General features: G+C 63.3%; 24 protein-coding genes, 2 tRNA genes and 3 rRNA genes. 10 read left to right on the forward strand and 19 right to left on the reverse strand.

Annotation, left to right across the window (positions count from 1 at the left end):
- The first annotated feature begins 12 nt into the window (after window positions 1–12).
- Window positions 13–858 (forward strand): 23S rRNA (adenine(2030)-N(6))-methyltransferase RlmJ, encoded by an 846-nt coding sequence (locus WS57_RS29905; protein WP_009687221.1) that lies wholly within the window; start codon window positions 13–15, stop codon window positions 856–858.
- Between the two features lie 15 nt (window positions 859–873).
- On the opposite strand, the gene WS57_RS29910 is transcribed toward WS57_RS29905, so the two are convergent.
- From WS57_RS29910 to WS57_RS29945, 8 genes are all read right to left on the reverse strand, one after another.
- Entirely contained in the window at window positions 874–1,209 is a 336-nt protein-coding gene (locus WS57_RS29910) for a hypothetical protein (RefSeq protein ID WP_059603728.1), read from the reverse strand.
- Between the two features lie 147 nt (window positions 1,210–1,356).
- The gene (locus WS57_RS36435) at window positions 1,357–1,503 is read right to left on the reverse strand and encodes a DUF3563 family protein (protein WP_009687219.1); all 147 of its coding nucleotides are present in this window, start codon (window positions 1,501–1,503) and stop codon (window positions 1,357–1,359) included.
- Between the two features lie 215 nt (window positions 1,504–1,718).
- A complete protein-coding gene (gene cueR / locus WS57_RS29915) occupies window positions 1,719–2,123 on the reverse strand; it encodes a Cu(I)-responsive transcriptional regulator (protein ID WP_009687218.1) in 405 nt (134 codons plus the stop codon).
- A gap of 234 nt (window positions 2,124–2,357) precedes the next feature.
- Window positions 2,358–2,470: ribosomal RNA gene (gene rrf, locus WS57_RS29920) — 5S ribosomal RNA — on the reverse strand.
- A 186-nt stretch (window positions 2,471–2,656) separates the two neighbouring features.
- Window positions 2,657–5,537 (reverse strand): 23S ribosomal RNA (locus tag WS57_RS29930).
- A gap of 292 nt (window positions 5,538–5,829) precedes the next feature.
- A tRNA-Ala gene (locus tag WS57_RS29935) sits at window positions 5,830–5,905 on the reverse strand.
- Window positions 5,906–5,943: 38 nt separating this feature from the next.
- Window positions 5,944–6,020 (reverse strand) — tRNA-Ile (locus WS57_RS29940).
- 62 nt (window positions 6,021–6,082) lie between these two features.
- Window positions 6,083–7,615, reverse strand: a 16S ribosomal RNA gene (locus WS57_RS29945).
- The 16S, 23S and 5S rRNA genes sit together here with 2 tRNA genes alongside, the layout of an rRNA operon.
- A gap of 564 nt (window positions 7,616–8,179) precedes the next feature.
- Here WS57_RS29945 and WS57_RS29950 point away from each other — a divergent pair.
- From WS57_RS29950 to WS57_RS29965, 4 genes are all read left to right on the forward strand, one after another.
- Complete coding sequence (locus WS57_RS29950; RefSeq protein WP_009688978.1) at window positions 8,180–9,397, forward strand: DUF2863 family protein; 1,218 nt, start codon at window positions 8,180–8,182, stop codon at window positions 9,395–9,397.
- A 207-nt stretch (window positions 9,398–9,604) separates the two neighbouring features.
- Window positions 9,605–10,447, forward strand: coding sequence for a response regulator transcription factor (locus WS57_RS29955; protein WP_009688977.1), 843 nt, complete (start codon window positions 9,605–9,607; stop codon window positions 10,445–10,447).
- Window positions 10,448–10,522: 75 nt separating this feature from the next.
- A complete protein-coding gene (locus tag WS57_RS29960) occupies window positions 10,523–11,197 on the forward strand; it encodes an energy-coupling factor ABC transporter permease (RefSeq protein WP_009688976.1) in 675 nt (224 codons plus the stop codon).
- Window positions 11,198–11,338: 141 nt separating this feature from the next.
- Entirely contained in the window at window positions 11,339–11,986 is a 648-nt protein-coding gene (locus WS57_RS29965) for a BspC domain-containing protein (protein WP_059514587.1), read from the forward strand.
- Window positions 11,987–12,718: 732 nt separating this feature from the next.
- On the opposite strand, the gene WS57_RS29970 is transcribed toward WS57_RS29965, so the two are convergent.
- Window positions 12,719–13,873, reverse strand: coding sequence for a M14 family metallopeptidase (locus tag WS57_RS29970; RefSeq protein ID WP_059601357.1), 1,155 nt, complete (start codon window positions 13,871–13,873; stop codon window positions 12,719–12,721).
- An 88-nt stretch (window positions 13,874–13,961) separates the two neighbouring features.
- Window positions 13,962–14,744: a peroxide stress protein YaaA gene (yaaA, locus tag WS57_RS29975; RefSeq protein ID WP_009691286.1), complete on the reverse strand. Its 783-nt coding sequence runs from the start codon at window positions 14,742–14,744 to the stop codon at window positions 13,962–13,964.
- Window positions 14,745–14,801: 57 nt separating this feature from the next.
- Here yaaA and WS57_RS29980 point away from each other — a divergent pair, with 57 nt between their 5' ends.
- Together WS57_RS29980 and WS57_RS29985 are read left to right on the forward strand one after the other, a co-directional pair.
- Window positions 14,802–15,305, forward strand: a complete 504-nt coding sequence (locus tag WS57_RS29980) for a putative toxin-antitoxin system toxin component, PIN family (protein WP_059519507.1) — start codon at window positions 14,802–14,804, stop codon at window positions 15,303–15,305.
- A 31-nt stretch (window positions 15,306–15,336) separates the two neighbouring features.
- Window positions 15,337–16,509 carry a pyridoxal phosphate-dependent aminotransferase gene (locus WS57_RS29985; RefSeq protein WP_059519509.1) on the forward strand — a complete coding sequence of 391 codons (1,173 nt, stop codon included), beginning with the start codon at window positions 15,337–15,339 and terminating at the stop codon, window positions 16,507–16,509.
- Between the two features lie 91 nt (window positions 16,510–16,600).
- Here the strand turns inward: WS57_RS29985 and WS57_RS29990 are convergent, their stop codons facing one another.
- Entirely contained in the window at window positions 16,601–17,257 is a 657-nt protein-coding gene (locus tag WS57_RS29990) for a glutathione S-transferase (protein ID WP_009691282.1), read from the reverse strand.
- Between the two features lie 200 nt (window positions 17,258–17,457).
- Here WS57_RS29990 and WS57_RS29995 point away from each other — a divergent pair, with 200 nt between their 5' ends.
- The 3 genes from WS57_RS29995 (at window position 17,458) to WS57_RS30005 (ending at window position 19,764) form a co-directional block, all read left to right on the forward strand.
- The gene (locus tag WS57_RS29995) at window positions 17,458–18,249 is read left to right on the forward strand and encodes an oxepin-CoA hydrolase, alternative type (RefSeq protein WP_009691281.1); all 792 of its coding nucleotides are present in this window, start codon (window positions 17,458–17,460) and stop codon (window positions 18,247–18,249) included.
- 6 nt (window positions 18,250–18,255) lie between these two features.
- On the forward strand, window positions 18,256–18,972 hold the full coding sequence (locus tag WS57_RS30000) for a histidine phosphatase family protein (protein ID WP_009691280.1): 717 nt from the start codon (window positions 18,256–18,258) through the stop codon (window positions 18,970–18,972).
- Window positions 18,973–19,071: 99 nt separating this feature from the next.
- Window positions 19,072–19,764 carry a glutathione binding-like protein gene (locus WS57_RS30005; RefSeq protein WP_009691279.1) on the forward strand — a complete coding sequence of 231 codons (693 nt, stop codon included), beginning with the start codon at window positions 19,072–19,074 and terminating at the stop codon, window positions 19,762–19,764.
- Window positions 19,765–19,809: 45 nt separating this feature from the next.
- Here WS57_RS30005 and WS57_RS30010 read toward each other — a convergent pair whose 3' ends face one another.
- The 8 genes from WS57_RS30010 to nuoN form a co-directional block, all read right to left on the reverse strand.
- Window positions 19,810–20,286: a MaoC family dehydratase gene (locus WS57_RS30010; RefSeq protein WP_009691278.1), complete on the reverse strand. Its 477-nt coding sequence runs from the start codon at window positions 20,284–20,286 to the stop codon at window positions 19,810–19,812.
- Window positions 20,283–20,744 (reverse strand): MaoC family dehydratase, encoded by a 462-nt coding sequence (locus WS57_RS30015; protein ID WP_009691277.1) that lies wholly within the window; start codon window positions 20,742–20,744, stop codon window positions 20,283–20,285. Before WS57_RS30015 ends, WS57_RS30010 begins: the two co-directional genes overlap by 4 nt.
- 40 nt (window positions 20,745–20,784) lie before the next feature.
- Window positions 20,785–21,918 carry an acyl-CoA dehydrogenase family protein gene (locus tag WS57_RS30020; RefSeq protein WP_009691276.1) on the reverse strand — a complete coding sequence of 378 codons (1,134 nt, stop codon included), beginning with the start codon at window positions 21,916–21,918 and terminating at the stop codon, window positions 20,785–20,787.
- A 27-nt stretch (window positions 21,919–21,945) separates the two neighbouring features.
- Window positions 21,946–23,142: an acyl-CoA dehydrogenase family protein gene (locus WS57_RS30025; protein WP_059601351.1), complete on the reverse strand. Its 1,197-nt coding sequence runs from the start codon at window positions 23,140–23,142 to the stop codon at window positions 21,946–21,948.
- Window positions 23,143–23,341: 199 nt separating this feature from the next.
- A complete protein-coding gene (locus WS57_RS30030; protein WP_009691273.1) occupies window positions 23,342–23,764 on the reverse strand; it encodes a DUF1178 family protein in 423 nt (140 codons plus the stop codon).
- 139 nt (window positions 23,765–23,903) lie between these two features.
- Window positions 23,904–24,494 carry an NUDIX domain-containing protein gene (locus tag WS57_RS30035; RefSeq protein ID WP_009691272.1) on the reverse strand — a complete coding sequence of 197 codons (591 nt, stop codon included), beginning with the start codon at window positions 24,492–24,494 and terminating at the stop codon, window positions 23,904–23,906.
- Window positions 24,495–24,529: 35 nt separating this feature from the next.
- Window positions 24,530–24,826, reverse strand: coding sequence for a DUF2818 family protein (locus WS57_RS30040; RefSeq protein ID WP_009691271.1), 297 nt, complete (start codon window positions 24,824–24,826; stop codon window positions 24,530–24,532).
- The gene (nuoN, locus tag WS57_RS30045; protein ID WP_208610320.1) at window positions 24,826–26,289 is read right to left on the reverse strand and encodes an NADH-quinone oxidoreductase subunit NuoN; all 1,464 of its coding nucleotides are present in this window, start codon (window positions 26,287–26,289) and stop codon (window positions 24,826–24,828) included. Before nuoN ends, WS57_RS30040 begins: the two co-directional genes overlap by 1 nt.
- Between the last annotated feature and the right edge of the window lie 15 nt (window positions 26,290–26,304).

The raw sequence follows: 26,304 nt of genomic DNA on the forward strand, positions 1-26,304 counted from the left end.
AGGCAGCCCGCCATGCTCAGCTATCGTCACGGTTTTCACGCAGGCAACCACGCGGATGTGCTCAAGCACACCGTCGTCGTCCAGCTGCTGCGCTACCTGAACAAGAAAGACAAGTCGTACTGGTATATCGACACGCACGCCGGCGCCGGCGTGTATTCGCTGCGCGACGGCTATGCCGCGAAGACCGTCGAATACGACACCGGTATCGGCCGGCTGTGGAACGACAAGAATCTGCCGACTGCGCTGGGCGAGTATCTCGACGAAGTGCGCGCGCTGAACGACGACGGCGAACTGCGCTTCTACCCGGGTTCGCCGTATCTCGCATGGCGGCTGATGCGCGAGCAGGACCGGATGCGTCTGTTCGAGATGCACACGACCGAAATCGACGTGCTGCGCCACAATTTCCGCGACGCGGGGCGCCGCGCGATGATCTTTGCCGGCGACGGTTTCGAGGGCATCAAGGCGCTGCTGCCGCCGCCGCCGAGGCGCGCCCTCGTGCTGATCGACCCGTCGTACGAGGACAAGAAGGACTACGCGCGCACGGTGACTTGTGTGTCCGAGTGTCTGAAGCGTTTTGCGACGGGTTGCTATGCGATCTGGTATCCGCAGGTCGCGCGGACGGAGTCCCAGCGTTTCGCCGAACAGCTCAAGCGGCTGCAGCCGGACAACTGGCTGCATCTGACCTTGACGGTATCGAACCCGCCCGCTGACGGTCTTGGTCTTTACGGCAGCGGAATGTTCATCCTGAACCCGCCGTACACGCTCGCGCAGAGCATGAACGACGCGCTGCCATACCTGGTGGAAGCGCTCGGACAGGACAGCGGCGCGCGTTGCCAGATCGAGCAGCGCGGCGGCTGAGCGCCGGAGCCGCGATCAAGGCTGCAGTTGCGGCCGCGGTGTCGGCCTTGGGCGACCGGCGGGCTGCGCGCCCGGCACGTCGATATACGGGGCGATGAACAGCGGAATCGACGTGTTCGCCCCCTGCCCCGCCGGCGCGCGCATGCCGGCCGGCTCGACAATCGGCTCCGACGACAGCGGGGCCGTTTGCAGCATCAATCCGCCCTTGCCGTCCTGGATGCCACGCTGGGTATCGAGAATCAGCGGCTTCGACGACGTCGCGGCCGCGGCCGCGATGCCGTGGACGAGCACCGCCGTGCCCAGAACGAGCCGTGCCCGGCAAACGCGGCGCATATCGAGACGCAGGCGCATGATCCTATCCTTTCGGTTGAAAAACAGGCCCATACCATAGCGCCGCACGCGCGATTTCGCCAGATTCGGCGCACAAAAAAACAAAGCCCCGTCAATACGGGGCTTGCTTCTCGATCGGTGCCACACGGCACCCGACGGCAACTGCGATTACAGCGAGTAGCCGTTCGATTCGAGCGAACGGATGCGTTGCTCGAGCTGGACGATGTCCGACGACGTGGCGAGGTAGGCCTCACGGCGCTCACGCTCTGCGGATTCGAACCAGTTGCTCAGCTTTTCGACGATGTAGGCGATCATGATGTTCTCCAAGGAAGGGGGACCCCTGGCGAATCGAGATTCAGGGATTTCCCGTATAGGGTTATCCCGAATTATAGCGATGCCACACGAGGAAGCCAGTGAAATGCTTGCATGGGAACCATTCCATTCTGGAATGTGCACACCTTCGTCGCTTGTAACTCTTTGATTTTTATAGATATCGAGTTAAGCACCTTCTGACACGTCGAGGACGTGCACTAATCTGGTTCACCGACCGGGTCGGCCAGCCGCGCCAAAATCGGGCATTCGGGCCGGCCGTCCCCATGGCAGTGCGCGGCCAGGTCGGCCAGCGTGTCGCGCATGTCGGTCAACTCGGCGATGCGCTTGTCGAGTTCAGCGACGTGCTCGAGTGCGATCGACTTCACCTCGGCGCTGGCGCGCGAACGGTCCTGCCAGAGCATCAGCAGCTTGCGGATATCCTCGACGAGAAAACCGAGCCGCCTCGCCTGCCGGATGAAGCGCAGCGTATGGATTTCGTCGGATCCGTAGAGCCGGTAGCCGGCATCGCTGCGCTTGCTCGGCGCCAGCAGACCGACCTGTTCGTAGTACCGGATCATTTTTGCGCTTACCCCGGATTCGCGCGACGCGTCGCCGATATTCATTCCACGCCCTCTTCTCAAGCCCTGATTTCGAACGAAACACCGGCGGATGCGATCTGCCGGTGACGTTTCGATCGTATCAAATCGCGTCGTTTCGTTCTGGTGAGGCTGTTAGCGATGGCGTCTGTTCCGACGACAGAGAAAATCGACGGTCCTGCCGGCCTGCTGGCTGCGCCCTTTTCCGCGCCACAAATGCAAAAACCCCCGCCTTTCGGGCGGGGGTTTCTGGCTTAGGGAGCCTGACGATTACCTACTTTCACACGGGAATCCGCACTATCATCGGCGTGGAGTCGTTTCACGGTCCTGTTCGGGATGGGAAGGGGTGGGACCGACTCGCTATGGTCATCAGGCAAAGAGGGTTGTTGCGTTGCTTCGCAGCGCAACCAATCTTGGAAGAAGCAGTAATTTGGTTGGGTTGTGAGGTTGTATCTCACACATACGCGGTACTTCAACCGCAGTACGTCGAGTGCCTCGCACTCGACGCTCGATATCCGTAAGCGCTGAAGCGCTAACGGCTATCGAGACAGACTTGTTATAGGATCAAGCCTTACGGGCAATTAGTATCGGTTAGCTGAACGCATTACTGCGCTTACACACCCGACCTATCAACGTCCTGGTCTCGAACGACCCTTCAAGGAGGTCAAGCCTCCAGGGATATCTCATCTTAAGGCGAGTTTCCCGCTTAGATGCTTTCAGCGGTTATCTCTTCCGAACATAGCTACCCGGCGATGCGACTGGCGTCACAACCGGTACACCAGAGGTTCGTCCACTCCGGTCCTCTCGTACTAGGAGCAGCCCCCTTCAAATATCCAACGCCCACGGCAGATAGGGACCAAACTGTCTCACGACGTTTTAAACCCAGCTCACGTACCTCTTTAAATGGCGAACAGCCATACCCTTGGGACCGGCTACAGCCCCAGGATGAGATGAGCCGACATCGAGGTGCCAAACACCGCCGTCGATATGAACTCTTGGGCGGTATCAGCCTGTTATCCCCAGAGTACCTTTTATCCGTTGAGCGATGGCCCTTCCATACAGAACCACCGGATCACTATGACCTGCTTTCGCACCTGCTCGACTTGTCGGTCTCGCAGTTAAGCACGCTTATGCCATTGCACTATCAGCACGATTTCCGACCGTACCTAGCGTACCTTCGTACTCCTCCGTTACCCTTTGGGAGGAGACCGCCCCAGTCAAACTGCCTACCATGCACTGTCCCCGATCCGGATCACGGACCAAGGTTAGAACCTCAAACAAACCAGGGTGGTATTTCAAGGACGGCTCCACCGAAACTAGCGTTCCGGTTTCATAGCCTCCCACCTATCCTACACAGATCGGTTCAAAGTCCAATGCAAAGCTACAGTAAAGGTTCATGGGGTCTTTCCGTCTAGCCGCGGGTAGATTGCATCATCACAAACACTTCAACTTCGCTGAGTCTCGGGAGGAGACAGTGTGGCCATCGTTACGCCATTCGTGCAGGTCGGAACTTACCCGACAAGGAATTTCGCTACCTTAGGACCGTTATAGTTACGGCCGCCGTTTACCGGGACTTCAATCAAGAGCTTGCACCCCATCATTTAATCTTCCGGCACCGGGCAGGCGTCACACCCTATACGTCCACTTTCGTGTTTGCAGAGTGCTGTGTTTTTATTAAACAGTCGCAGCCACCAGTTTATTGCAACCCCTTCACCCTTCCAGCGCAGGCTGGTCAAGCTACAAGGGCGTACCTTATCCCGAAGTTACGGTACCAATTTGCCGAGTTCCTTCTCCCGAGTTCTCTCAAGCGCCTTAGAATACTCATCTCGCCCACCTGTGTCGGTTTGCGGTACGGTCATCGTTAGACTGAAGCTTAGAGGCTTTTCTTGGAACCACTTCCAATTGCTTCGCGACCTAAGTCGCTCGCGCCACACCCTTGAATCCTGCGCCCGGATTTGCCTAAGCGCCTTCTCCAATGCAGCGACCGGGACTTCCAACACCCGGACAACCTTCCGCGATCCGTCCCCCCATCGCATCTAACAATGGTGCAGGAATATTGACCTGCTTCCCATCAGCTACGCATTTCTGCCTCGCCTTAGGGGCCGACTCACCCTACGCCGATGAACGTTGCGTAGGAAACCTTGGGCTTACGGCGAGGGGGCCTTTCACCCCCTTTATCGCTACTCATGTCAGCATTCGCACTTCCGATACCTCCAGCATCCTTTACAAGACACCTTCGCAGGCTTACGGAACGCTCTCCTACCATGCGAGCAAGCTCGCATCCGCAGCTTCGGTATATGGCTTAGCCCCGTTACATCTTCCGCGCAGGACGACTCGATCAGTGAGCTATTACGCTTTCTTTAAAGGGTGGCTGCTTCTAAGCCAACCTCCTGACTGTTTTAGCCTTCCCACTTCGTTTCCCACTTAGCCATATTTGGGGACCTTAGCTGGCGGTCTGGGTTGTTTCCCTCTTGACACCGGACGTTAGCACCCGATGTCTGTCTCCCGTGATTGCACTCTTCGGTATTCGGAGTTTGCTATGGCGGGGTAATCTGCAATAGACCCCCCAACCATGACAGTGCTCTACCCCCGAAGGTGAGACACGAGGCACTACCTAAATAGTTTTCGGAGAGAACCAGCTATTTCCAGGTTTGTTTAGCCTTTCACCCCTATCCACAGCTCATCCCCTAACTTTTCAACGTTAGTGGGTTCGGACCTCCAGTACGTGTTACCGCACCTTCATCCTGGCCATGGATAGATCACCTGGTTTCGGGTCTACGCCCAGCAACTGAACGCCCTATTCGGACTCGCTTTCGCTACGCCTGCCCTATACGGTTAAGCTTGCTACTGAACGTAAGTCGCTGACCCATTATACAAAAGGTACGCCGTCACCCCTTGCGAGGCTCCGACTGTTTGTATGCATGCGGTTTCAGGATCTATTTCACTCCCCTCCCGGGGTTCTTTTCGCCTTTCCCTCACGGTACTGGTTCACTATCGGTCGATCACGAGTATTTAGCCTTGGAGGATGGTCCCCCCATCTTCAGACAGGATTTCACGTGTCCCGCCCTACTTGTCGTACACCTAGTTCTTTCATACTGTTTTCGCCTACAGGGCTATCACCTGCTATGGCCGCACTTTCCAGAGCGTTCGGCTAACAATACAAATAAAGAGTACAAGGCTCATCCCATTTCGCTCGCCACTACTTTGGGAATCTCGGTTGATTTCTTTTCCTGCGGTTACTTAGATGTTTCAGTTCACCGCGTTCGCTTCGCATGGCCTATGTATTCAGCCATGGATACTCCATAAGGAGTGGGTTTCCCCATTCGGACATCCCCGGATCAAAGCTTGTTTGCCAGCTCCCCGGGGCTTTTCGCAGGCTACCGCGTCCTTCATCGCCTGTGATCGCCAAGGCATCCACCACATGCACTTGTTCGCTTGACCCTATAACGAGTCTGTCTCGTTACAGGTTGAGTTCTCGCGTTGTGCCGTATTCCAATTGAGTCGAACATGAAGTTCGAATCATCTTGAGATACATCGATACAATCACAACCCGGATAGTTTCCACGTCCATCTCAAAGACGCTTCCGCTATCCAAATTACTTACTTCTTCCAGATTGTTAAAGAACGACAGCCGATACAGTTGCCTGCATCACTCTGACTGGCTCAATCGCCAATGGCAAATGCTCGTCTCACACGTCACTTACGTGTGAGCCAAACGCTTCCCATTGAAGATTGGTGGAGGCAGACGGGATCGAACCGACGACCCCCTGCTTGCAAAGCAGGTGCTCTCCCAGCTGAGCTATGCCCCCATACAGAGACGCCCCAGGTTTCTTCACGCCAGACAACTTGGTGGGTCTGGTTGGATTCGAACCAACGACCCCCGCCTTATCAAGACGGTGCTCTAACCGACTGAGCTACAGACCCCTGAGTCTGTCTTGATTTACAGCCGATAAGCGTGAGCGCTCAACCTGGCGAGCTAGCTCTGGAAAGGAGGTGATCCAGCCGCACCTTCCGATACGGCTACCTTGTTACGACTTCACCCCAGTCATGAATCCTACCGTGGTGACCGTCCTCCTTGCGGTTAGACTAGCCACTTCTGGTAAAACCCACTCCCATGGTGTGACGGGCGGTGTGTACAAGACCCGGGAACGTATTCACCGCGGCATGCTGATCCGCGATTACTAGCGATTCCAGCTTCATGCACTCGAGTTGCAGAGTGCAATCCGGACTACGATCGGTTTTCTGGGATTAGCTCCCCCTCGCGGGTTGGCAACCCTCTGTTCCGACCATTGTATGACGTGTGAAGCCCTACCCATAAGGGCCATGAGGACTTGACGTCATCCCCACCTTCCTCCGGTTTGTCACCGGCAGTCTCCTTAGAGTGCTCTTGCGTAGCAACTAAGGACAAGGGTTGCGCTCGTTGCGGGACTTAACCCAACATCTCACGACACGAGCTGACGACAGCCATGCAGCACCTGTGCGCCGGTTCTCTTTCGAGCACTCCCGAATCTCTTCAGGATTCCGACCATGTCAAGGGTAGGTAAGGTTTTTCGCGTTGCATCGAATTAATCCACATCATCCACCGCTTGTGCGGGTCCCCGTCAATTCCTTTGAGTTTTAATCTTGCGACCGTACTCCCCAGGCGGTCAACTTCACGCGTTAGCTACGTTACTAAGGAAATGAATCCCCAACAACTAGTTGACATCGTTTAGGGCGTGGACTACCAGGGTATCTAATCCTGTTTGCTCCCCACGCTTTCGTGCATGAGCGTCAGTATTGGCCCAGGGGGCTGCCTTCGCCATCGGTATTCCTCCACATCTCTACGCATTTCACTGCTACACGTGGAATTCTACCCCCCTCTGCCATACTCTAGCCTGCCAGTCACAAATGCAGTTCCCAGGTTGAGCCCGGGGATTTCACATCTGTCTTAACAGACCGCCTGCGCACGCTTTACGCCCAGTAATTCCGATTAACGCTTGCACCCTACGTATTACCGCGGCTGCTGGCACGTAGTTAGCCGGTGCTTATTCTTCCGGTACCGTCATCCCCCGACTGTATTAGAGCCAAGGATTTCTTTCCGGACAAAAGTGCTTTACAACCCGAAGGCCTTCTTCACACACGCGGCATTGCTGGATCAGGCTTTCGCCCATTGTCCAAAATTCCCCACTGCTGCCTCCCGTAGGAGTCTGGGCCGTGTCTCAGTCCCAGTGTGGCTGGTCGTCCTCTCAGACCAGCTACTGATCGTCGCCTTGGTAGGCCTTTACCCCACCAACTAGCTAATCAGCCATCGGCCAACCCTATAGCGCGAGGCCCGAAGGTCCCCCGCTTTCATCCGTGGATCGTATGCGGTATTAATCCGGCTTTCGCCGGGCTATCCCCCACTACAGGACATGTTCCGATGTATTACTCACCCGTTCGCCACTCGCCACCAGGTGCAAGCACCCGTGCTGCCGTTCGACTTGCATGTGTAAGGCATGCCGCCAGCGTTCAATCTGAGCCAGGATCAAACTCTTCAGTTCAAACCTGTTACTGTTTTCGGTTCTTTCGAACCGGTCGCTCACTCAAAGCTGACAGGTCAATGAATTACTTCATAAACCTGACTTACTTTAGTGTGAGACTCTTGATACTTTTGCTATCCCGATCCGAGGACCGGGTCTCGCTCACATCAAGCGCCCACACTTATCGGCTGTTAGTTTTTAAAGAGCATTCTGCGAGAGGCATCGGGCGCTTCCAGCAGCGCTGCGTTTTCAGCAGCAGAGAAGCGAGATTATGAACCGTGTTTCGCAGCGCGTCAACAACTTTTTGCTACTCAGCGTTGCGACTGCGGGGTTCTTCTTCCTTCGTCGCCAGCGCGCCCCCACTGCAGCACACCGCCGACTCCGCTTCCCCTTCCGCGCCGCGTTGCCGTCAGCGCGAAAGAGGCGTGATTCTAGGCACGTTGGCCGTTCCGCGCAAGGGGTTTGGCGCAGTTTTTTTGCGCCCCGAATTTCGGGCATCCGACCGCACGATGGCGCGACACCGCTTATAGCGCACAGAACGGACTAGAATGTGAGGTTCTTCGCCTCTTTCTATACGTATTTAACATGCGCCAGCGAATCGCCAAACGCCTCCCCCCCGATGCCGACAAGCTGGTCGGCCTGTCGCTTGCGCTCTTCGCCTCGGGTAGCCGCATCGAGGATCGCTTCTGGGAAGCGAAGCTCGACGCCCTGCTCGCCAAGATTATCCGCAACGGCAACCAGACCACGCTCGACGCAGCGCTCGATCATCTTCAGCAAAATCACCCCGACGCATACGGCGCACTCGCCGACATGGCCGAAACGCACAGCGAGTCGATGGTGGTCGAACACGACGGCCAGCCGTACGACACGCTGCTGGTTGCGGTGCCCGTGCTCGCATGGACGCGCTACATGATTCCGTCGGGCGCGCTGAAGGGCGATGTCGCCGACGCACTGCGCACGCAGCTCCAAGCGCACGTGCTCGCGAGCGGCACGCTGGTCGGGCTCGCGCCGTTCCTCTACAGCATCGACCAGTTGCCGCGGCACCACGTCGAAACCTATCGGCTCGCGCAGCAGCTCGCGCACGCAGCACTCGGCCAGCACGCCGCCAAGCTCAACTTCGGCGACCTGCCCGAAACCTCGCCGATCCTGGCCGACCCGCGCTTCCTGCTCGCCGTGGTCGCGGCGCCGGCCGGCGCCCCGCTGTTCCGCTGGCAGGAAGAAGAGCACGGCAGCCGGATCGAGCGCGGCCAGTGCCTCGAACAATGGATGGCCCAGGGCGGCCCGAATCTGTCGATCGCGCTGCCCGGATGCGAGTTCGAGTGCCTGCTTCCGGACGCGTACTACTCCGCATGCCGCGATGCGGACGAACGCATACGCCCGCACACGGTGCGCACCGCGATTCGTTATCTGTTCGACACACTTGGTGCAGCGCCGCAGGAACTGCGCGCCGTCGTCGCCGGCTTCGGCGAGCGGCGCATCGACGAGTATCGCGTCGGCTTCACGCGGCGCGGCAGCAACGACGTGATCTACGGCGTCGTATGGCCGCTTTATGGCCGCGAGAACGGCGACGTGTCGATCGACAGCGCGACGCTCGAGGGCGAAGCCCCGATCGAGGGGCCGCTCGAGGAAATCGTCAGCCTGCTGAAGGAATGCGGCGTCACCGATATTCGCCGGCACGCGGGCCGCTTCGAACCCGAGTACTGCGACGATTGCGGCGTGCCGCTCTACGCCGATCCGCTCGGCGAAATCGTCCACGCCGAAATGCCGGAAGACGCCTCGCCCGCCCAGCCGCATTTCCACTGATCCGCCCTACAGGCCCGCACGGCCTGTGCGTCCGAAGCCGCTCCCGGTTCCGCCGGAGCGGCTTTTTTCTTATCCGACCTCCCGCGCCCGACATTTCGGACTTCTCCTAGACCTTTCGGCCAAGCAGACATCGTGTAAGGTATTTGTCATTATTCGGCCCACAGCATGCCCGTCGGCAGATCAATGACTCATCCATGGAGGTTGACTATGCGGTTCCTGGTGCTCAACTCAGACGCCGAGCGGCGTGACGGGCTGAAGGCCCTGTTGCGGCAGATCGACCGTCACGCCCGTATCAACGACGCGCCCGACGGCTTCCATGCGCGCCGCCTGTTGCGCACGCAGCGCTTCGACCTCGTCGCGATCGACTGGCTGGATGTCGGCAGGGTCAGCGAGCTTCAGGCGCTCTGCAGCGCCTGTTCGCCGACGCCCGCCGCGATGCTGATCGACGAAGCCACGCCGCAGTCGATCCAGCGCTTTTTCAACTACGGCGTCGCAGGCGTGATCCCGCATTCGACGCGGCCGCACCTGATCGTTCGCGCACTCGAAATGGTGCTGCTCGGCGGCCACTATATTCCGCCGATCGCGCTCAGCCTGCTGCCGTCCACGTCGACGCTCGCGGGCCGCCGCGACGCCCATTTCCAGGCGCTTGCCGGATCGCTCCCCCGTCGCCCGACCGCCGGGCTGCTGTCGCCGAGACAAGCGCAGATCATGCGCTTCGTTCACCTCGGCAGCACGAACAAGATGATCGCGCGCACGCTCGGCATCAGCGAAGGCACCGTGAAAATCCATCTTGCGAGCATCTTCCAGCAGCTCGGTGCGGCAAACCGCGCCGCCGCGGTCGCGATCTACAACGGCTGGCTGTCGCCCCACCTCGAAGTGCTGCTGGCCAGCCGCGACTGCACACGCAAGCCGGCCCTCGGCGAGCGCGGCCCCGTCCCGCTGCGCGCACAACGTCGCGACCGCCCGTACCCGCTGCCGGGCGAGCATGCCGGCACGCACGAATTGCAGCTCGCGGCCGAGCCGCCGGCACGATTCCGCCGCGAACGCTAGACGGACAGTCTCGATATTGCGACGCTCGACATGTGCGGATTCCCACCTTTGATGCTCAACGAGTAATATGAACACATGGGTTTTCTTTTCACACCGCTTCCGTTCTGGATTGGCGTCGGTGGCTGGATCGCCGCCGCGGCCCTGCTCGCGCTCGCGTTCTGGAATCGCCCCTTCGTGCGGCTGCAGGATGCGACGCTCCAGCACGTATGGCTCGCGCTCGTCACCGCGATCACGGTGCTGTGGGCCTCGAACGCGTGGCTCGACGACGGCATCGTCATGCACCTGCTCGGCGCGACGCTGCTCGTCACACTATTCGACTGGACCCTCGCGCTCGTTGCGATGGGCGTCGTCACCGCCATCGCCGCAGTCATCTTCGACGCGTCGTGGCAAGGCGTCGGCCTGACCTATCTGGTTTACGGCGCATTACCGGTCGCCGTATCGGCGTTGCTGCAGCGCGCCGCGCTCGCATGGCTGCCGCACAATCTCGCCTCGTTCATCACGGGCCAGGGATTCCTGTCGCCGGCCATCGCGATCGTCGCGGTCGCCGCGGCCGCGGCCGGTGTCCAGCTCGCGCTTGCCGACGGCACCCCCGTCGTGATCCCGGCCGGCTATCTGCTGAACACCGCACTGCTCGCGCTCGGCGAAGCATGGTTCACCGGGATGGCGACCGCGCTCATCGCCGTCTATCGTCCTGCGTGGGTCACGACCTTCGACGTGCGACGCTATCGCCTCGGCGGCCCGCGCGCCTGAGCACCGGGCCCGGTTCCGGGCCGCATCGACGCGCATCGTGCACGGCCTGCTCGGCGCAAGAAAGTGCGCCGTCTACTGCGGCACGACTTTTTTACGCTAAGATTGAACTCCTGTTCTTCATCGGGCCTCTATATCTGCCCGATGCCTCATTCGCTCCTCACCAATAACCAGATGGACAGCTCACCCGCCTCGCTCCGGATTCTCCGGGCGTTCGGCAAGCTGGCAGCCTGTGTCGCGGGCCTGTCGCTTGCGCTTCCGGCACCGGTCTTCGCCGACCTTCTCGACCAGCGCTCCGAGCTGATCAACAAATTCGTCAACGACATGCACGCCGATCCGCTCGTCGCCGATTGTGCGGCGCACGGCAGCTTCATCGCCAGCACGTCGTCCGCGTTCGAGCGCGTCGATTTCGCGCCGAATGCATTCGACAGCAGCAACGCGACGATCACGCCGTGGAACGATTCGTTCGATCAGGGCAAGCAGCGCGTGAAGGTCGACAACATCGTCACCGTCGATGGGCTCGGCATTCGCGGTGACGGTGGCGATCCGACGCCGCTGAAGTTTCGCTGCGGCTATGTCGGCCAGCAAATGCTCGCGTTCAGCTGGAACGATCCGGTGCCGCCGCTGAAGCCGCGCGTCGAACGCCCCGCGCCGTCGACGAAGAAGCTCAAGGGCAAGACGCATCGCGGCAAGGCCAAGGCAACGGGCCACACCGGCAAGAAGTCGGCCGCCGCGAAAAAATCGGGCGCGCAGAAAAAGACCGTGAAAAAGAAAACCGCGAAGAAGTCCTGATACGACGGAACGGCAACGACAGAATCGGGATAGGGGCGGTCAGTTAACCTGACCGATCCCCTCCCACACCACCCGGCATGCGGGTCCGCACCGGGCGGTTGGAATGGTTGAGGTTGCCGGGCTTGTGTTGCTCCCGACCCGACACCCAGGTTCGCTGTTGTCTGCTTCACCGAAACTGATTCCTCGCTGCCTGGGCCTGTCGGGCTTCACCCTATCCACCGTTCGGCGAGCTTCACTTACGCGAACATCTGAGGCTATTCACTTCCGAGAACCAGAGGGCTTGCCCTCCCATTCCTTCGGCCCTTCGCTGGCAGCTTTAGCCTTCCCGGCCACACCACCTCACTACTACGGCCTCTGCTGACTTCTCGCTCCGGTCTGCACCGTCGCCCTTTCAGGCACAAGGCGAGATCTCCCCAGGTAAGAACGCACTCCTTCATCGCACAACCGCCGTATTTACGCCGCTTCGCTTTGGTCACGAGAGCTTTGCGGTTTGTTGCCCGCTCGCCCTGCTCGGCAGCGCCTTCTATACGGTTCTTGTCCATCGGCTCGCGATTTACGCTCCACGCTTCCTCCCCACACTCGGTCGCCCTCATGCAGTTGCGCTTCGCTTCATTCGCCATGACCAGCTTATGGCGGGACTTTCACCCGCAGGAGTGCGCCCATGCTGGGCGCACAGCAAAAAGCCGGGGCATCGCAGGATGCCCCAGCTTTTTTTGCGGTCGACGAACTCGCTTACGCGAACGTCTCGACGTGCTTCAGGATCGCAGCCAGCATCGCCGCACCGAGCGCCGCGCTGCGCTCGCCGTTCCAGCCGACGCGCTCGTCGGGCAGGTTCGCATTGTCCTTGAACGGCATTTCGAGCGTCAGCGACAGGCAGCCGAACCGATGCCCGATGTACTTCGACGCGAGCTTCAGCGCGTCCTCCTTGTACTTGCTTGCCGCATAGCCGTGCTCGGTCTGGAAGTCGGGGCTCGCAACCTTGAACGCCTCGATGAACGCGGCCTGCTCCTTGCCCTGCTGCTCGGTGAAGCTCGGCAGCATCTCCGAACCGGCGACGAACACGTACGGCAGATCCTCGTCGCCGTGAATGTCGAAGAACATGTCGCAGCCGGTCGCATGAATCGCATCGCGCACGGCCAGCACCTCGGGGCTGCGCTCCGCATCGGGCGCCATCCACTCGCGGTTCAGGTTCGCGCCCGCGGCATTGGTGCGCAGGTTGCCATGCACGCTGCCGTCGGGGTTCATGTTCGGCACGATATGGAACGTCACGCGATCGTAGAGCTTGCGCGCGACCGGATCGCCGGCCCAGTCGCCCCACCCGGCCAGCCGCTTGACCAGCCCTTCGACGAACCACTCGGCCATCGTCTCGCCCGGATGCTGGCGCGCGATGATCCACACCTTCTTCTTCGGTGCGCCGTCGGTCTCAGGCGTACCGAGCGTCAGCAGCGACATCGGACGGCCTTCGACTGTGCGGCCGAGTTCAACCACGTTCGCGTGCGGCAACTGCTGGACCGCACCGAGGAACGCCGCGTGCCGCTCTTCCGAGTACGGTTCGAAATACGCGTAGTAGATGCTGTCGAACTCGGGCGTGTGGTCGATCGTCATCGTCTTGCCGTCGAACGTCGTCGGCACGCGGAACCAGACGACGCGGTCGTAGCTCGCGACCGCTTCATAGTTGCGCCAGCCCGACGGATACGCGCACTGGTCCGCGTTCTCGAACGTCATCACGCACCGCTCGCCGCGCGCGCCGGTCAGGCGGTAGTAGAACCACTGCGCGAATTCCGAGCGATTGTCGCCGCGCACGCGCAGCCGGATCGCATCCGGGCTGTCGCACGACACGACCTCGATCGCGCCCGCGTCGAAGTTGCTGGTGATCGAAAGGGCCATCCGTTTCTCCTTGAGCGGCCGTCACGCGCGGTGTGCCGCGCGCCGGGCCTGATGCATGCGCCGGCCGTCTCGTGAACGGCCGGCAGGGTCACTCGCCGACTCGCCGGCGATATACGTAAGTCGAATCGTTCGACGCGGCGGCGTCGAACGCATAGCCTTCCGCCGCAAAATCGCGCAGCGCCTGCGGCTCGGCGATGCGGTTCTCGACGACATAGCGCGCCATCAGGCCGCGCGCGCGCTTCGCATGGAAGCTGATGATCTTGTAGCGGCCGCCCTTCCAGTCCTCGAACACCGGCGTGATCACCGGCGCGGCCAGCAGCTTCGGCTTGACCGACTTGAAGTACTCGGTCGACGCGCAATTGATCAGCACGCGCGACGCGCCGCTGCGCGTTTCGAGCTGCTCGTTCAGCGCGCGCGTGATGCGGTCGCCCCAGAATGCATACAGATCCTTGCCACGCGCGTTCGCGAACCGCGTGCCCATCTCGAGCCGGTACGGCTGCAGCAGGTCGAGCGGACGCAGCAGCCCGTACAGGCCCGACAGCACGCGCACGTGCCGCTGCGCGTAGTCGAGATCGTCGGCCGACAGCGATTTCGCGTCGAATCCTTCGTACACGTCGCCGTTGAACGCGAGCACGGCCTGCTTCGCATTGGCCGGCGTAAACGTGGGCGACCAGTCCGCGTAGCGCTGGAAGTTCAGCCGCGCGAGCGGGTCGGAAATGTCCATCAGCGTCGCGATGTCCTGAGGCGACAGCTTGCGCAGCCCGTCGATCAGTTCCGACGCGTCGCCGACGAATGCAGGCTCCGTGTAAGACGGGACGTGGGCGGGCGTCTCGTAGTCGAGGGATTTGGCGGGAGAGAGAACGATTATCATAGAGGCTCGCTGGCACGCCGTGCCGTGCGGTCAGACGAAAACCACCGATTGTAACGAATGCCCAGCTCCCTCGCCCCGCCCGTCGCGCGCCGCGTCGTACTCGACTCGAACGTCTGGATCGACATACTCGTGTTCGACGATCCCGCCACGCGTCCGATTCGCGCCGCGCTGGAATGCGGCGCGCTCGCCGCCGTGATCGACAGCCGCTGCCTGACCGAGCTCGAGCACGTGCTCGACTATCCGCAGTTCCAGGCCCGCGCGATCGACAAGGCCGCCGCGCTCGCGACGGTCGCCCGGCTCGCGCGCCTCGTCGAGCCGGCGCCGGTCGACGCCGACGCGCCGCCGCTGCCGAAATGCAAGGACCGCGACGACCAGAAGTTTCTCGAACTCGCCCGCGCCGCGCAGGCCGAGTGGCTCGTGTCGAAAGACCGCGCGCTGCTGAAGCTCGCGAAGCGCACCGCGCGCGACTTCGGCTTCCGGATCGCACAGCCCGCGCCGTTCAACGAGGCCTGCGCGCTCGACGCCGCACCGGCCGCCACCGTTACCGCCACGCCGGCCTGAGCGACCGGCATCCACGACTTCGACCGTCCCGATGAACGCACCTTCCGACATGCCAACGACTCCCGTTTTTCCCTCGCGCCTGCCGAACGTCGGCACGACGATCTTCACGGTCATGAGTGCGCTCTCCGCCGAAAAAGGCGCCGTGAACCTCGGCCAGGGCTTCCCGGATTTCGACTGCGATCCGCGCATCGTCGACGCGGTCGCGGCCGCGATGCGCAACGGCCACAACCAGTATCCGCCGATGGCGGGCGTCGCGCCGCTGCGCGAGGCAATCGCGGACAAGATCGCGCAGGTCTACGGCCGGCGCTACGATCCGGCCACCGAGATCACGGTGACGGCCGGCGCGACGCAGGCGCTGCTCACCGCGATCCTGTGCGCGGTGCATCCGGGCGACGAGGTGATCGTCGTCGAGCCGACCTACGACAGCTACCTGCCGTCGATCGAACTGGCGGGCGGCAAACCGGTGTTCGTCACGCTGGAAGCGCCCGACTACGCGATCCCGTTCGACCGTCTCGCGGCCGCGATCACGCCGAAGACGCGCATGATCCTGATCAATACGCCGCACAATCCGACCGGCACCGTGTGGCGCGAGGCAGACATGCGCAAGCTCGAGGAGATCGTGCGCGGCACCAACGTGCTGATCCTGTCCGACGAGGTGTACGAGCACATGGTGTACGACGGCGCGCGCCACGAAAGCGTCGCGCGCTATCCGGAACTCGCGGCGCGCAGCTTCATCGTGTCGAGCTTCGGCAAGACCTATCACGTGACGGGCTGGAAGGTCGGTTACGTCGCGGCGCCCGCCGCACTGAGCGCCGAGTTCCGCAAGGTCCATCAGTTCAACGTGTTCACGGTGAACACGCCGATGCAGATCGGCCTCGCCGACTACCTGCGCGATCCGGCGCCGTACCTGACGCTCGCCGGCTTCTACCAGAACAAGCGCGACTTCTTCCGCGCGGGCCTCGAACGCACGCGCTTCAAGCTGCTGCCGTGCTCGGGCACGTACTTCCAGTGCGTCGACTATTCGGCGATCAGCGATCTGCCGGAAGCGGAATTCTCGAAATGGCTGACCTCGGAGATCGGCGTGGCCGCGATTCCGGTGTCGGCGTTCTATCACGCGCCGCACGAATCGGGCGTCGTGCGCTTCTGCTTCGCGAAGCAGGAAAGCACGCTGGCGGCCGCGCTCGAACGGCTCGCCCGCCTGTAAGTGCGCGATCGGGCGACCGCGCGTCGCCCGATCATCGGCCGCACGCAGCGGCCACGTTCATGGCGCGACGCCCTTGGGCGCCGCACCGCCGTCAAGAACGCGCGGCGTTGGACGCGTCGACGAACGCCTTGCGATCGGCCGCCACGCGTTGCGCGGCCGGCCGCTCGCCGACCTGCTTCGCGTGCGCCTTCCAGTCGATTCCCGCGTCGAGCAGGAAATCGCGACCGTAGACGGCCTTCGTCGCCATCCCGATCACCGGCAGGTGAATCGCCGCGGCAATGTCCGCGAGGCTGAACGATTCGCCCATCACGTACGGTGCAAACTTCGTCATCCGCTTGAATGCGTCGATCGCGCGCGGCAGGCGCTTCTCGACGTGCGCCTTCATCCCGTCGCTGACCTTGCCGCCGAAGAACGCTTCCGTATAGATCTCGCGCGCGGTCCATTCGAGATACAGCTCGAGCGTCTCGACGAGTTCGCGTACCTTCGCGGCCGCGAACGGCGCCGACGGAAGAATGGCTTTCTCGGGATAGCGCGCCGCCAGGTACTCGATGATCACCTGCGACTCGAACAGCGCGCCTTCGTCGGTCTTCAGATACGGAATCTTGCCGAGCGGGGAATCGGCAAGCACCGCCGGATCGCTGATCGGCAGACCGCACGGCCGCTCTTCGAACGGAATGTCGTGCTCGAGCAGCACGAACTTCACCTTGTTGTAATAGTTGGATAACGGAATACCGCACAGCTGTAGCATCGGACTCTCCTTCCTTGCTGAAGCGCGGCCGCGACAGCGTCGGCCGCACCGGGATTCGTCGCGCTGAAAAGCACGTTCGTGCTAGTCTAAAGCAGTTTCACGTCCGTCACGACAACATCGCGTCCGCTGCGGCGGCGGCCTCGCATGTCCGGGCACGACATGCGACGCCGCCGCCTCGCCATTCGCTGGAGACACACCGCATGAGCGCCGAACTGCTGGCCAGCCGCCCGCCCGAGAGCGAATCGACCCTCGTCCTCACGATATCCAATCCCGGCGCGCGCAACGCGCTGCATCCCGACATGTACGCGGCCGGCGTCGAAGCGCTCGCCACCGCCGAGCGCGATCCGTCGATTCGCGCGGTCGTGCTCACTGGCGCCGATCGCTTCTTTTGCGCGGGCGGCAACCTGAACCGGCTGCTCGACAATCGCGCGAAGGATCCGTCGTACCAGGCCGACAGCGTCGACCAGCTCGGCGCCTGGATCACGGCGATCCGTGCGTCGACCAAGCCCGTGATCGCGGCGGTCGAACGCGCCGCGGCCGGCGCGGGCTTCTCGCTTGCGCTCGCCTGCGACCTGATCGTCGCCGCGCACGACGTGAAGTTCGTGATGTCGTATGCGCGCGTGGGCCTGACGCCCGACGGCGGTGGTTCGTGGTTCCTCGCCCGCACGCTGCCGCGCGCGCTGGCCGCCGAAATCCTGTTCGAAGGCAAGCCCGTCGCGGCCGAGCGGCTGCATGCGCTCGGCGTCGTCAACCGCGTGACCGCACCCGGCGCCGCGTTGACCGAGGCGCTCGCGTGGGCCGACACGCTCGCCGGCATCTCGCCGAACGCGCTCACGCGCATCAAGTCGCTGCTCGACGACGCGGTTGCGCAGCCGCTCGATACGCACCTCGTCACCGAGCGCAATCATTTCGTCGCGTCGCTGCATCACGCCGACGGTCTCGAAGGCATCACCGCGTTTCTCGAGAAGCGCCAACCCCGCTACAAACGCTGACCCGCCATGCCCGCTTTCGACCTGCCCCGCCGGCGCCGCCTCTATCTGATGCGCCACGGCGACGTCACCTATTTCGACGACTCCGGACGCGCGATCGATCCCGACACCGTGCCGCTCAATGCACGCGGGCGCGAGCAGGCGAGCGCCGCGGGCCGCGTGTTCGCCGCGCAGCAGATCCGTTTCGACCGCGTGATCGCGAGCGGCCTGCCGCGCACGATCGAGACCGCGCAGCGCGTGCTCGCGGAAACCGGGCAGCGCATCGACATCGAAATCGAGCCGGCGTGGCGCGAGATTCGTGGCGGCCACCTGGCCGACATTCCGCCCGAGCAGCATCGCGACGCATTCCTGCGCGTGCTCGACGGCATCGTCCCCGAATCGACGCGCTTTCTCGGCGGCGAAACGATCGGTGAACTGATCGATCGCGTGCTGCCGCCGCTCGACGCGCTGCGCGCCGATCGCACCTGGGATACCGCGCTGCTGGTGCTGCACGGCGGCGTCAACTGCGCGCTGCTGTCGCACGCGACGGTGCCGGGCCAGCGCCTGTTCATCGGCCACCTGTCGCAGGAGACCGGCTGCATCAACGCGCTCGACGTCGGCGACGCGCCGCACGACTGGGTGATCCGCCTGCTCAACTATTCGCCGCCCGCCGCGCTGCATCGCGACACGCGCAACACGACGATGGACGTGCTGTACCACCAGTACCTGCAGTCCGTCCGGCGCTGAGCGCCGGCCGTCTGCAGCCCGCGTCGATCCATGCTCTAATGACCGCCTGTCGCGGCGCGCCGCCTGCGCCGCATTCGCGCACGCAACGAAGGAGTGACGATGATCGACGTCTATAGCTGGGCGACCCCGAACGGCCACAAGGTCCACATCATGCTCGAGGAGACGGGCCTCGCGTATCGCGCGCATCCGGTCGATATCGGCGCGGGCGACCAGTTCAAGCCCGAATTCCTGAAGATCAGCCCGAACAACAAGATCCCCGCGATCGTCGATCCGGACGGCCCCGGCGGCCAGCCGATCTCGCTGTTCGAATCGGGGGCGATCCTGATCTACCTCGCCGAGAAAACCGGCCAGTTCCTGCCGACCGACCCGGCCGCGCGCTATGCGACGCTCGAATGGCTGATGTTCCAGATGGGCGGCGTCGGCCCGATGCTCGGCCAGGCGCACCACTTCCGCCTCTATGCGCCGGAGAAGATCGAGTACGCGGTCAACCGCTACACGAACGAGGCGAAACGCCTGTACAACGTGATGGAAAAGCGCCTCGGCGAATCGGAGTATCTGGCCGGCGACGCGTACACGATCGCGGACATCGCGACGTTCCCGTGGACGCGTTCGTGGCAGAACCAGGGCATCGTGCTCGACGAACTGCCGAACGTGAAGCGCTGGCACGAAGCGATCGCCGCGCGGCCGGCCGTGCAGCGCGGCGTCGAGGTGCTCGCATCGCTGCGCAAGGCCCTGCAGGACGACAAGGCACGCGAGGTGCTGTTCGGTGCGACGCAATACGCGAAGCACTGACGAACCGGCCGGCGGGTGACGCGTCACCCGCTTCCGGCCCGCGTTTCAGAAGTAATGCAGCGTGATGAACTCCGCCGCACACACGAGCAGCGGCGCGTCGGCACGCTCGGCCTGGACCGATACCGACCACGTGACCTGCACGCCGCCCTGCGCGGCATCCGCCGTTTCCTTCACCGCGAACAGCGCGCGCACGCGCGCGCCGACCGGCACCGGCTTCAGGAAGCGCACGCGGTTCAGCCCGTAGTTCACGCCCATCTTCTGCTCGAAGCGCATCGCGCCGTTCATCAGCGCGGGAATCAGCGACAGCGTCAGGAAGCCGTGCGCGATCGGGCCGCCGAACGGCGACTCGCGCCGCGCCCGCTCGGGATCGACGTGAATCCACTGGTGATCGTCGGTCGCGTCGGCAAAACCGTCGACGCGACGCTGGTCGATCGCGATCCAGCCGCTTTCGAGCGGCGCCGCGCCGACGCGCGCGTGCAGCGCCTGCGCCGACGCGATCAGCGGCAGCGTGACGTCCGTCATGCGCGCGCTCCATCCGGATGACGCAGCCCGAAGATCACCTTGGTCCGCACCGTGATCACCGTCTCGCCGCGATCGTTGGTGCCGATCCACTCGGTCGACACGATTCCGCGGTCGGGCTTGCTCGCCGATACGCGCTTGTCGTGGATCTTCTGGTGCATCGTGATCGTGTCGCCGGCGCGCACCGGCTTGATCCAGCGAATCTCGTCGATGCCGGGCGAGCCCATGCTGGTCGAGTCGGCGCCGAGATGACGCACCAGCAGGCTCATGAACACCGAGCAGGTATGCCAGCCGCTCGCGACGAGGCCGCCGAACGGCGACGCCTTCGCGGCTTCTTCGTCGACGTGGAAGGGTTGCGGGTCGTAGCGCCCGGCGAATGCCTTGATGTCGTCGGCTTCGAACGTATAGCGGCCCACTTCGGTGGTGCTGCCGACTACCAGGTCTTCGTAACTGATGCTCACATGCGTCTCCTTGATGGGCGCGCGCCGGTGCGCGGCGCCGTCATGCTGCGTCGGCCTGCGCGAAATCGGGCAGCGCCGCGATACGGGCCAGATGATGATCGGTGTCGCCGAGCGTCGTCTCGATGATCGACAGCCGCTTGAACAGGTGGGCGGCCGCGACCTCGTTGGTCACACCCATCCCGCCGTGCAGCTGCACGGCCTGCTGGCCGACGAAGCGCGCGGCCGCGCCGACCCGCGCCTTCGCGGCGGACACGGCCTTGCGGCGCGCATCGGCGTCGCCGCTCGCATAGCGCACCGCCGCCAGATACGTCAGCGACCGCGCCTGCTCCGCGTGGATCAGCATGTCGACCATCCGGTGCTGCAGCGCCTGGAAACGCGCGATCGGCACGCCGAACTGCTCGCGCGTCTTCGTGTATTCGACCGTCGCGCGGTTCAGCTCGTCGAGCGCGCCGACCGCTTCCGCGCACAGCAGGAAGGTTGCGTAGTCGGCGATCTGCTCGAGCGCGGCCGCGTCGCGCGCACCGCCGGTCAGCAGGCGCGCGGGCGTCGCGTCGAAGTCGATCGTCGCGGCACGCTGGCCATCGATCGTCCGATAGTCGACGAGCTTCACGCCCGCCGCATCGCGCTCGACGACGAACAGGCCGATGCCGCCGCCGTCGACGCGCGCGGGCACGATCCACGCATCGGCCTGCGCGCCATGCTGCACGACCGACTTGGTGCCGGTCAGCCGGTACGCGTCGCCCTGCGCGCTTGCATGCGTGTCGAGTTCGAACAGGTCGTAGCGCGCGTGCGGCTCGTGAAACGCGACCGCCACACGCTTCTGCCCTTGCGCGATTGCCTCCAGCAGCGCGGCATCGTCGCCCGCGCCGGAACCGGCAATGCGCAGCGCCTCCGCGCCGACCGCCGTCGCCCAGTACGGCTCGACGACCAGCGCGCGGCCCAGCTCCTGCATGACGACCAGCATGTCGACCGGGCCGCCGCCGAAGCCGCCCTGCGCGTCCGGCACGGGCAGCGCGGTCAGCCCGAGTTCCGTGAACGCGCTCCATTGCGCGTCCGACACGCCCGCGTCGCTGCGCACGATCGCCTGACGCGCATCGAATCCGTATTGCTCGCCGAGATAACGACGCAGCGCGTCGGCGAACTGCTGCTGCTCATCGGTAAAGGTGAAATCCATGCTTGTCTCCGATCCCGTTCCCGGTGCTCACAGCCCGAGAATCATCTGCGCGATGATGTTCTTCTGAATTTCGTTCGAGCCGCCGTAGATCGACGTCTTCCGGTAATTGAAGTAGTACGCGGCGAGCGGCGCCGCGTCGTCGTCGCCCGCGCAGCTGTGCGCGCGCTCGCCCTTGAGGAACGGCACGTCGAACGGCGCCGCGAGCGGGCCGATCGCCTCGAACATCAGCTCGGTCAGCGCCTGCTGCACCTCGGTACCCTTGATCTTCAGCATCGACGCCTCGGGGCCCGGCCCCTTGCCGCTCGTCTCGCGGCTGACGACGCGCAGCACCGTCACCTCGAGCGCCATCAGCTCGACTTCGAGCGCCGCGACTTTCGCGGCGAACACCGGATCGGCGAGCAGCGGCTTGCCGTTCTTGCGCTGATTCGACGCGACGCGCTTCAGGAACGCGAGCTCGCGCTTCGACGCGCCGACGCGTGCAATGCCGGTGCGCTCGTGGCCGAGCAGGTATTTCGCATAGGTCCAGCCGCGGTTCTCGTCGCCGACGAGATTCTCGACGGGCACCTTCACGTCCTCGAAGAACACCTCGTTGACTTCGTGATCCTCGTCGAGCGTGATGATCGGGCGCACCGTGATGCCGGGCGTCTTCATGTCGATCAGCAGGAACGAGATGCCCTCCTGCTTCTTCGCGGCCGGATCGGTGCGCACGAGGCAGAACATCATGTCGGCGTACTGGCCGAGCGTCGTCCAGGTCTTCTGGCCGTTCACGACGTAGTGATCGCCCCGGCGCTCGGCGCGCGTGCGCAGCGACGCGAGATCGGATCCGGAGCCCGGCTCCGAATAGCCCTGACACCACCAGTCGGTGCCGTCGAGAATGCGCGGCAGGTAGTGACGCTTCTGCGCTTCGCTGCCGTATTTCATCAGCACCGGCGCGACCATCGACACGCCGAACGGCAGGACGGTCGGCGCGCCGATCCGCGCGCATTCCTCGTCCCAGATGTGCCGCTGCGTCGCGTTCCATCCCGGGCCGCCGTATTCGGTCGGCCATGCGGGCGCGGACCAGCCGCGCTGGCCGAGAATCCGGTGCCAGCTCGCGTAGTCTTCGCGGTCGAGTCGTTTGTGATCGAGAACCTTGGCGCGCAGCGCCCGAGGCAGGTTGGCCTCGAGCCAGGCGCGAATGTCGGCGCGGAATGCGTCGTCGGCGGGGGAATAATCCAGATCCATGCGCTGTGTCTCCTGTCGACCGGAGTTGGCGCTTTAGCGCTTACTCCGGTCCCATGCTTCGCGGTCGACCGGAGTTGGCGCTTTAGCGCTTACTCCGGTCCCATGCTTCGCGGTGACCCGAGCGATCGCTTCGGCGGTCACTCGAGCCCCATGGCTCGCCGCGGCCGTCCGGCCGCGACAGGGAGACACGCTGCGCAGCTTATTGCAGCGGTTCTTTCAGCGCGGCAGGAATCGGCAGCGGCATCACGTCGATGCCTTCTTCGACCAGGGCTTGCGCATCCTGCGGCGTCGTGACGCCACGAATGCTGCGCGCGGGCGCCTCGTTGTAATGAATGCGCCGCGCTTCCTCGGCGAAGCGCTCGCCCACGTTCTCGGTCTTCTCCAGTACCTCGCGCAGCGCACGCATGACCTGCGCCTGCAGCGCATGCGGATCGGCCGGCTGGGCCTGCGTCGCACCCGACAGGTTCAGGCGCGGCGCGGACGGCATACGGCTGATCTCGGTCGCCCCGCATACCGGACATTCGACCAGCTTGCGGGACAACTGCGCTTCGAATTCATCGGCGGAAGCGAACCAGCCTTCGAACCGATGACCATGCGGGCACTGTAAATCGAGGACCTTCATGCTGAATCAGGGCGTGTGACGAGTGTAGCGCAAAAAGCGGTTTTGTGAACGATCGTGCTAAATCCGGTCGGGCGCGCAGCGGCGCCGCCGCGTGTCACCGGATTGTAACGCGGCGTTCCGCCCGCCGCCGGCGCTGCCTTCAGGGCGTCAGGACCGGGCCGAGCGGCCATGCGCCGGACAGCACGCGGTCCAGCCACATCGTGCCGATGATGGTCTTTACGTCGCTGATCTGGCCGGTGCGCACCCATTCGAGCAGGTCGGGCAGCGTCGCCGTGAAGGTTTCGAGGAATTCGCCTTCGTCGAGCTTGCGCTCGCCGGCGGTCAGGCCGCGCGCGAGATACAGGTCGATGAATTCGGTCGAGTAGGAAATGATCGGGTGAATCCGGGCCAGGAACACATATTCGCGGGCCGTGTAGCCGGTTTCCTCGCGCAGTTCGCGCACCGCGCAGGCGAGTGCGCCTTCGTCCGGGTCGAGCTTGCCGGCCGGGAATTCGGCCATCACCTTGCCGATCGGATAGCGGTACTGGTTTTCCATCAGCACGCGGCCGTCGTCGAACAGCGGGATCACCATCACCGCGCCCGGGTGCTGGACGTATTCGCGCGTGGCCTGCTTGCCGTCAGGCAGGCGGACGGTATCGCGCTTGAGCTTAAGGAACGAGCCTTCGAAGATCGCTTCGCTTTCGAGGCAGGTTTCGGTCAGTGCGGCGTCGTGATTGGGCAATTCGGCCATCGGCGGCTCCTGGATGAGCGTGACGGCCGAAGCCGTCAGCGTCGTTTGACGAGATACTGGAACGTGAAGCCGGGAAACGCGAACACGACGAAGAGACTGAAGGTGATCGCGTAAAACTGCCAGCCCTGTTCGAAGCGGTTGCCGGCGCGCGACTCGAGCCAGAAGCCGAGCGCGCCGACGATGAAATACAGCACGATCAGTTCGCCGATCCGGATCCACGCGCCCTTCTTCGCCGCGCCGATCGGCACGACGGCGAACAGGCGCTGGTTCAGGAACGGCAGGTTGGCGCCCACGAGCGCCAACAGCACGATAAACCAGCCCGCGGCCGACATTACAGCGTCGGCAGCGAGTGACGGATCGCGTCGAGGCAAACCGTCAGCAGCGGGCTCGGGATCAGGCCGAGCACGACGACCGCGAGGCCGTTCAGCACGAGGATCGTGCGCTTGCAGAAATCGCCGCCGATCGGCGTGGAATCCTGCGGTGCGTCGAAGTAGATCAGCTTGACGATGCGCAGATAGTAGAACGCGCCGAACAGCGAGGTGATCACGGCCAGCACGGCCAGCCACGTGAGGCCCGCGTTGACGGTCGCCTCGAGCACCGCGAGCTTCGCGTAGAAGCCGACGGTCGGCGGAATGCCGGCCAGCGAGAACACCATGACCATCATCACGAACGCGAACACCGGGCTGCGCTTGTTGAGGCCCTTGAAGTCGTCGATCGTTTCCGCTTCGAAGTCGCGGCGGGCGAGCAGCATCACCACGCCGAACGAGCCGAGCGTCGTGATCAGGTAGACGATCGCGTAGAACATCGCCGAGCTGTAGGCGTTCGCCGGCGCTGCCGCGTCGCCCTTCACGATGCCCGCGAGCAGGCCGAGCAGCACGAAGCCCATGTTCGAGATCGCCGAGTACGCGAGCATCCGCTTGATGTTGCGCTGGACGATACCGGTGATGTTGCCGACGATCAGCGACAGCGCGGCGAGGATCACGAGCGCGGTCTGCCAGTTCTGCGCGAGCGGCAGCAGGCCCATCACCAGGAAACGCAGGCCCCACGCGAACGCGGCCACCTTCGGACCGCCGCCGACGAACAGCGTCATCGCGGTCGGTGCGCCCTGGTAGACGTCCGGCACCCACATGTGGAACGGCACGGCGCCGAGCTTGAACGCGATACCGGCGACGATGAAGATCACGCCGAACATCAGCACCGCATCCTCGGTGCCGCCGCTGCTGACCGCCTTGTACACCTCGCCGAGCTCGAGCGAACCCGAGGTCGCGCCGTAGAGCATCGAAATGCCGTACAGCACGAAGCCCGACGCAAGCGCGCCCAGCACGTAGTACTTCATCGCGGCTTCGCTCGACACGGTGCCGTCGCGACGCAGCGCGATGACCGCGTACAGCGACAGCGACATCAGTTCCAGGCCGAGATACAGCGTCAGGAAGTTGTTGCCCGAGATCATCACGAGCTGGCCGAGCAGCGAGAACATGCCGAGCAGGAACACGTCGCCGCGGAACAGGTCGCGATCTTCGAGGTAGCGGCGCGAGTAGACGAGCGACACCGCAAAGCCGAGCGACACCACCGCCTTCATCGCGCTGGCGAACGAGTCGACGACGACCATCCGCGAGAAGAAGTAGTAATGCTGCGGATCGAGCGCCTGCACCGCGAACCAGACGCCGGCGACCACCGACGAGATCACCGCGATCAGGTAAGTGAGGCGGCGGCCGGAGGCGCCGGTAAAGGTGTCGTTCAGCCATGCGACGATGATGGCGGCCATCACCAGCGCGTCAGGCAACAGGACATTCATAGGAGCGTTCATGAT

This window comes from Burkholderia pseudomultivorans (assembly GCF_001718415.1).
GTDB lineage: Bacteria > Pseudomonadota > Gammaproteobacteria > Burkholderiales > Burkholderiaceae > Burkholderia > Burkholderia pseudomultivorans_A.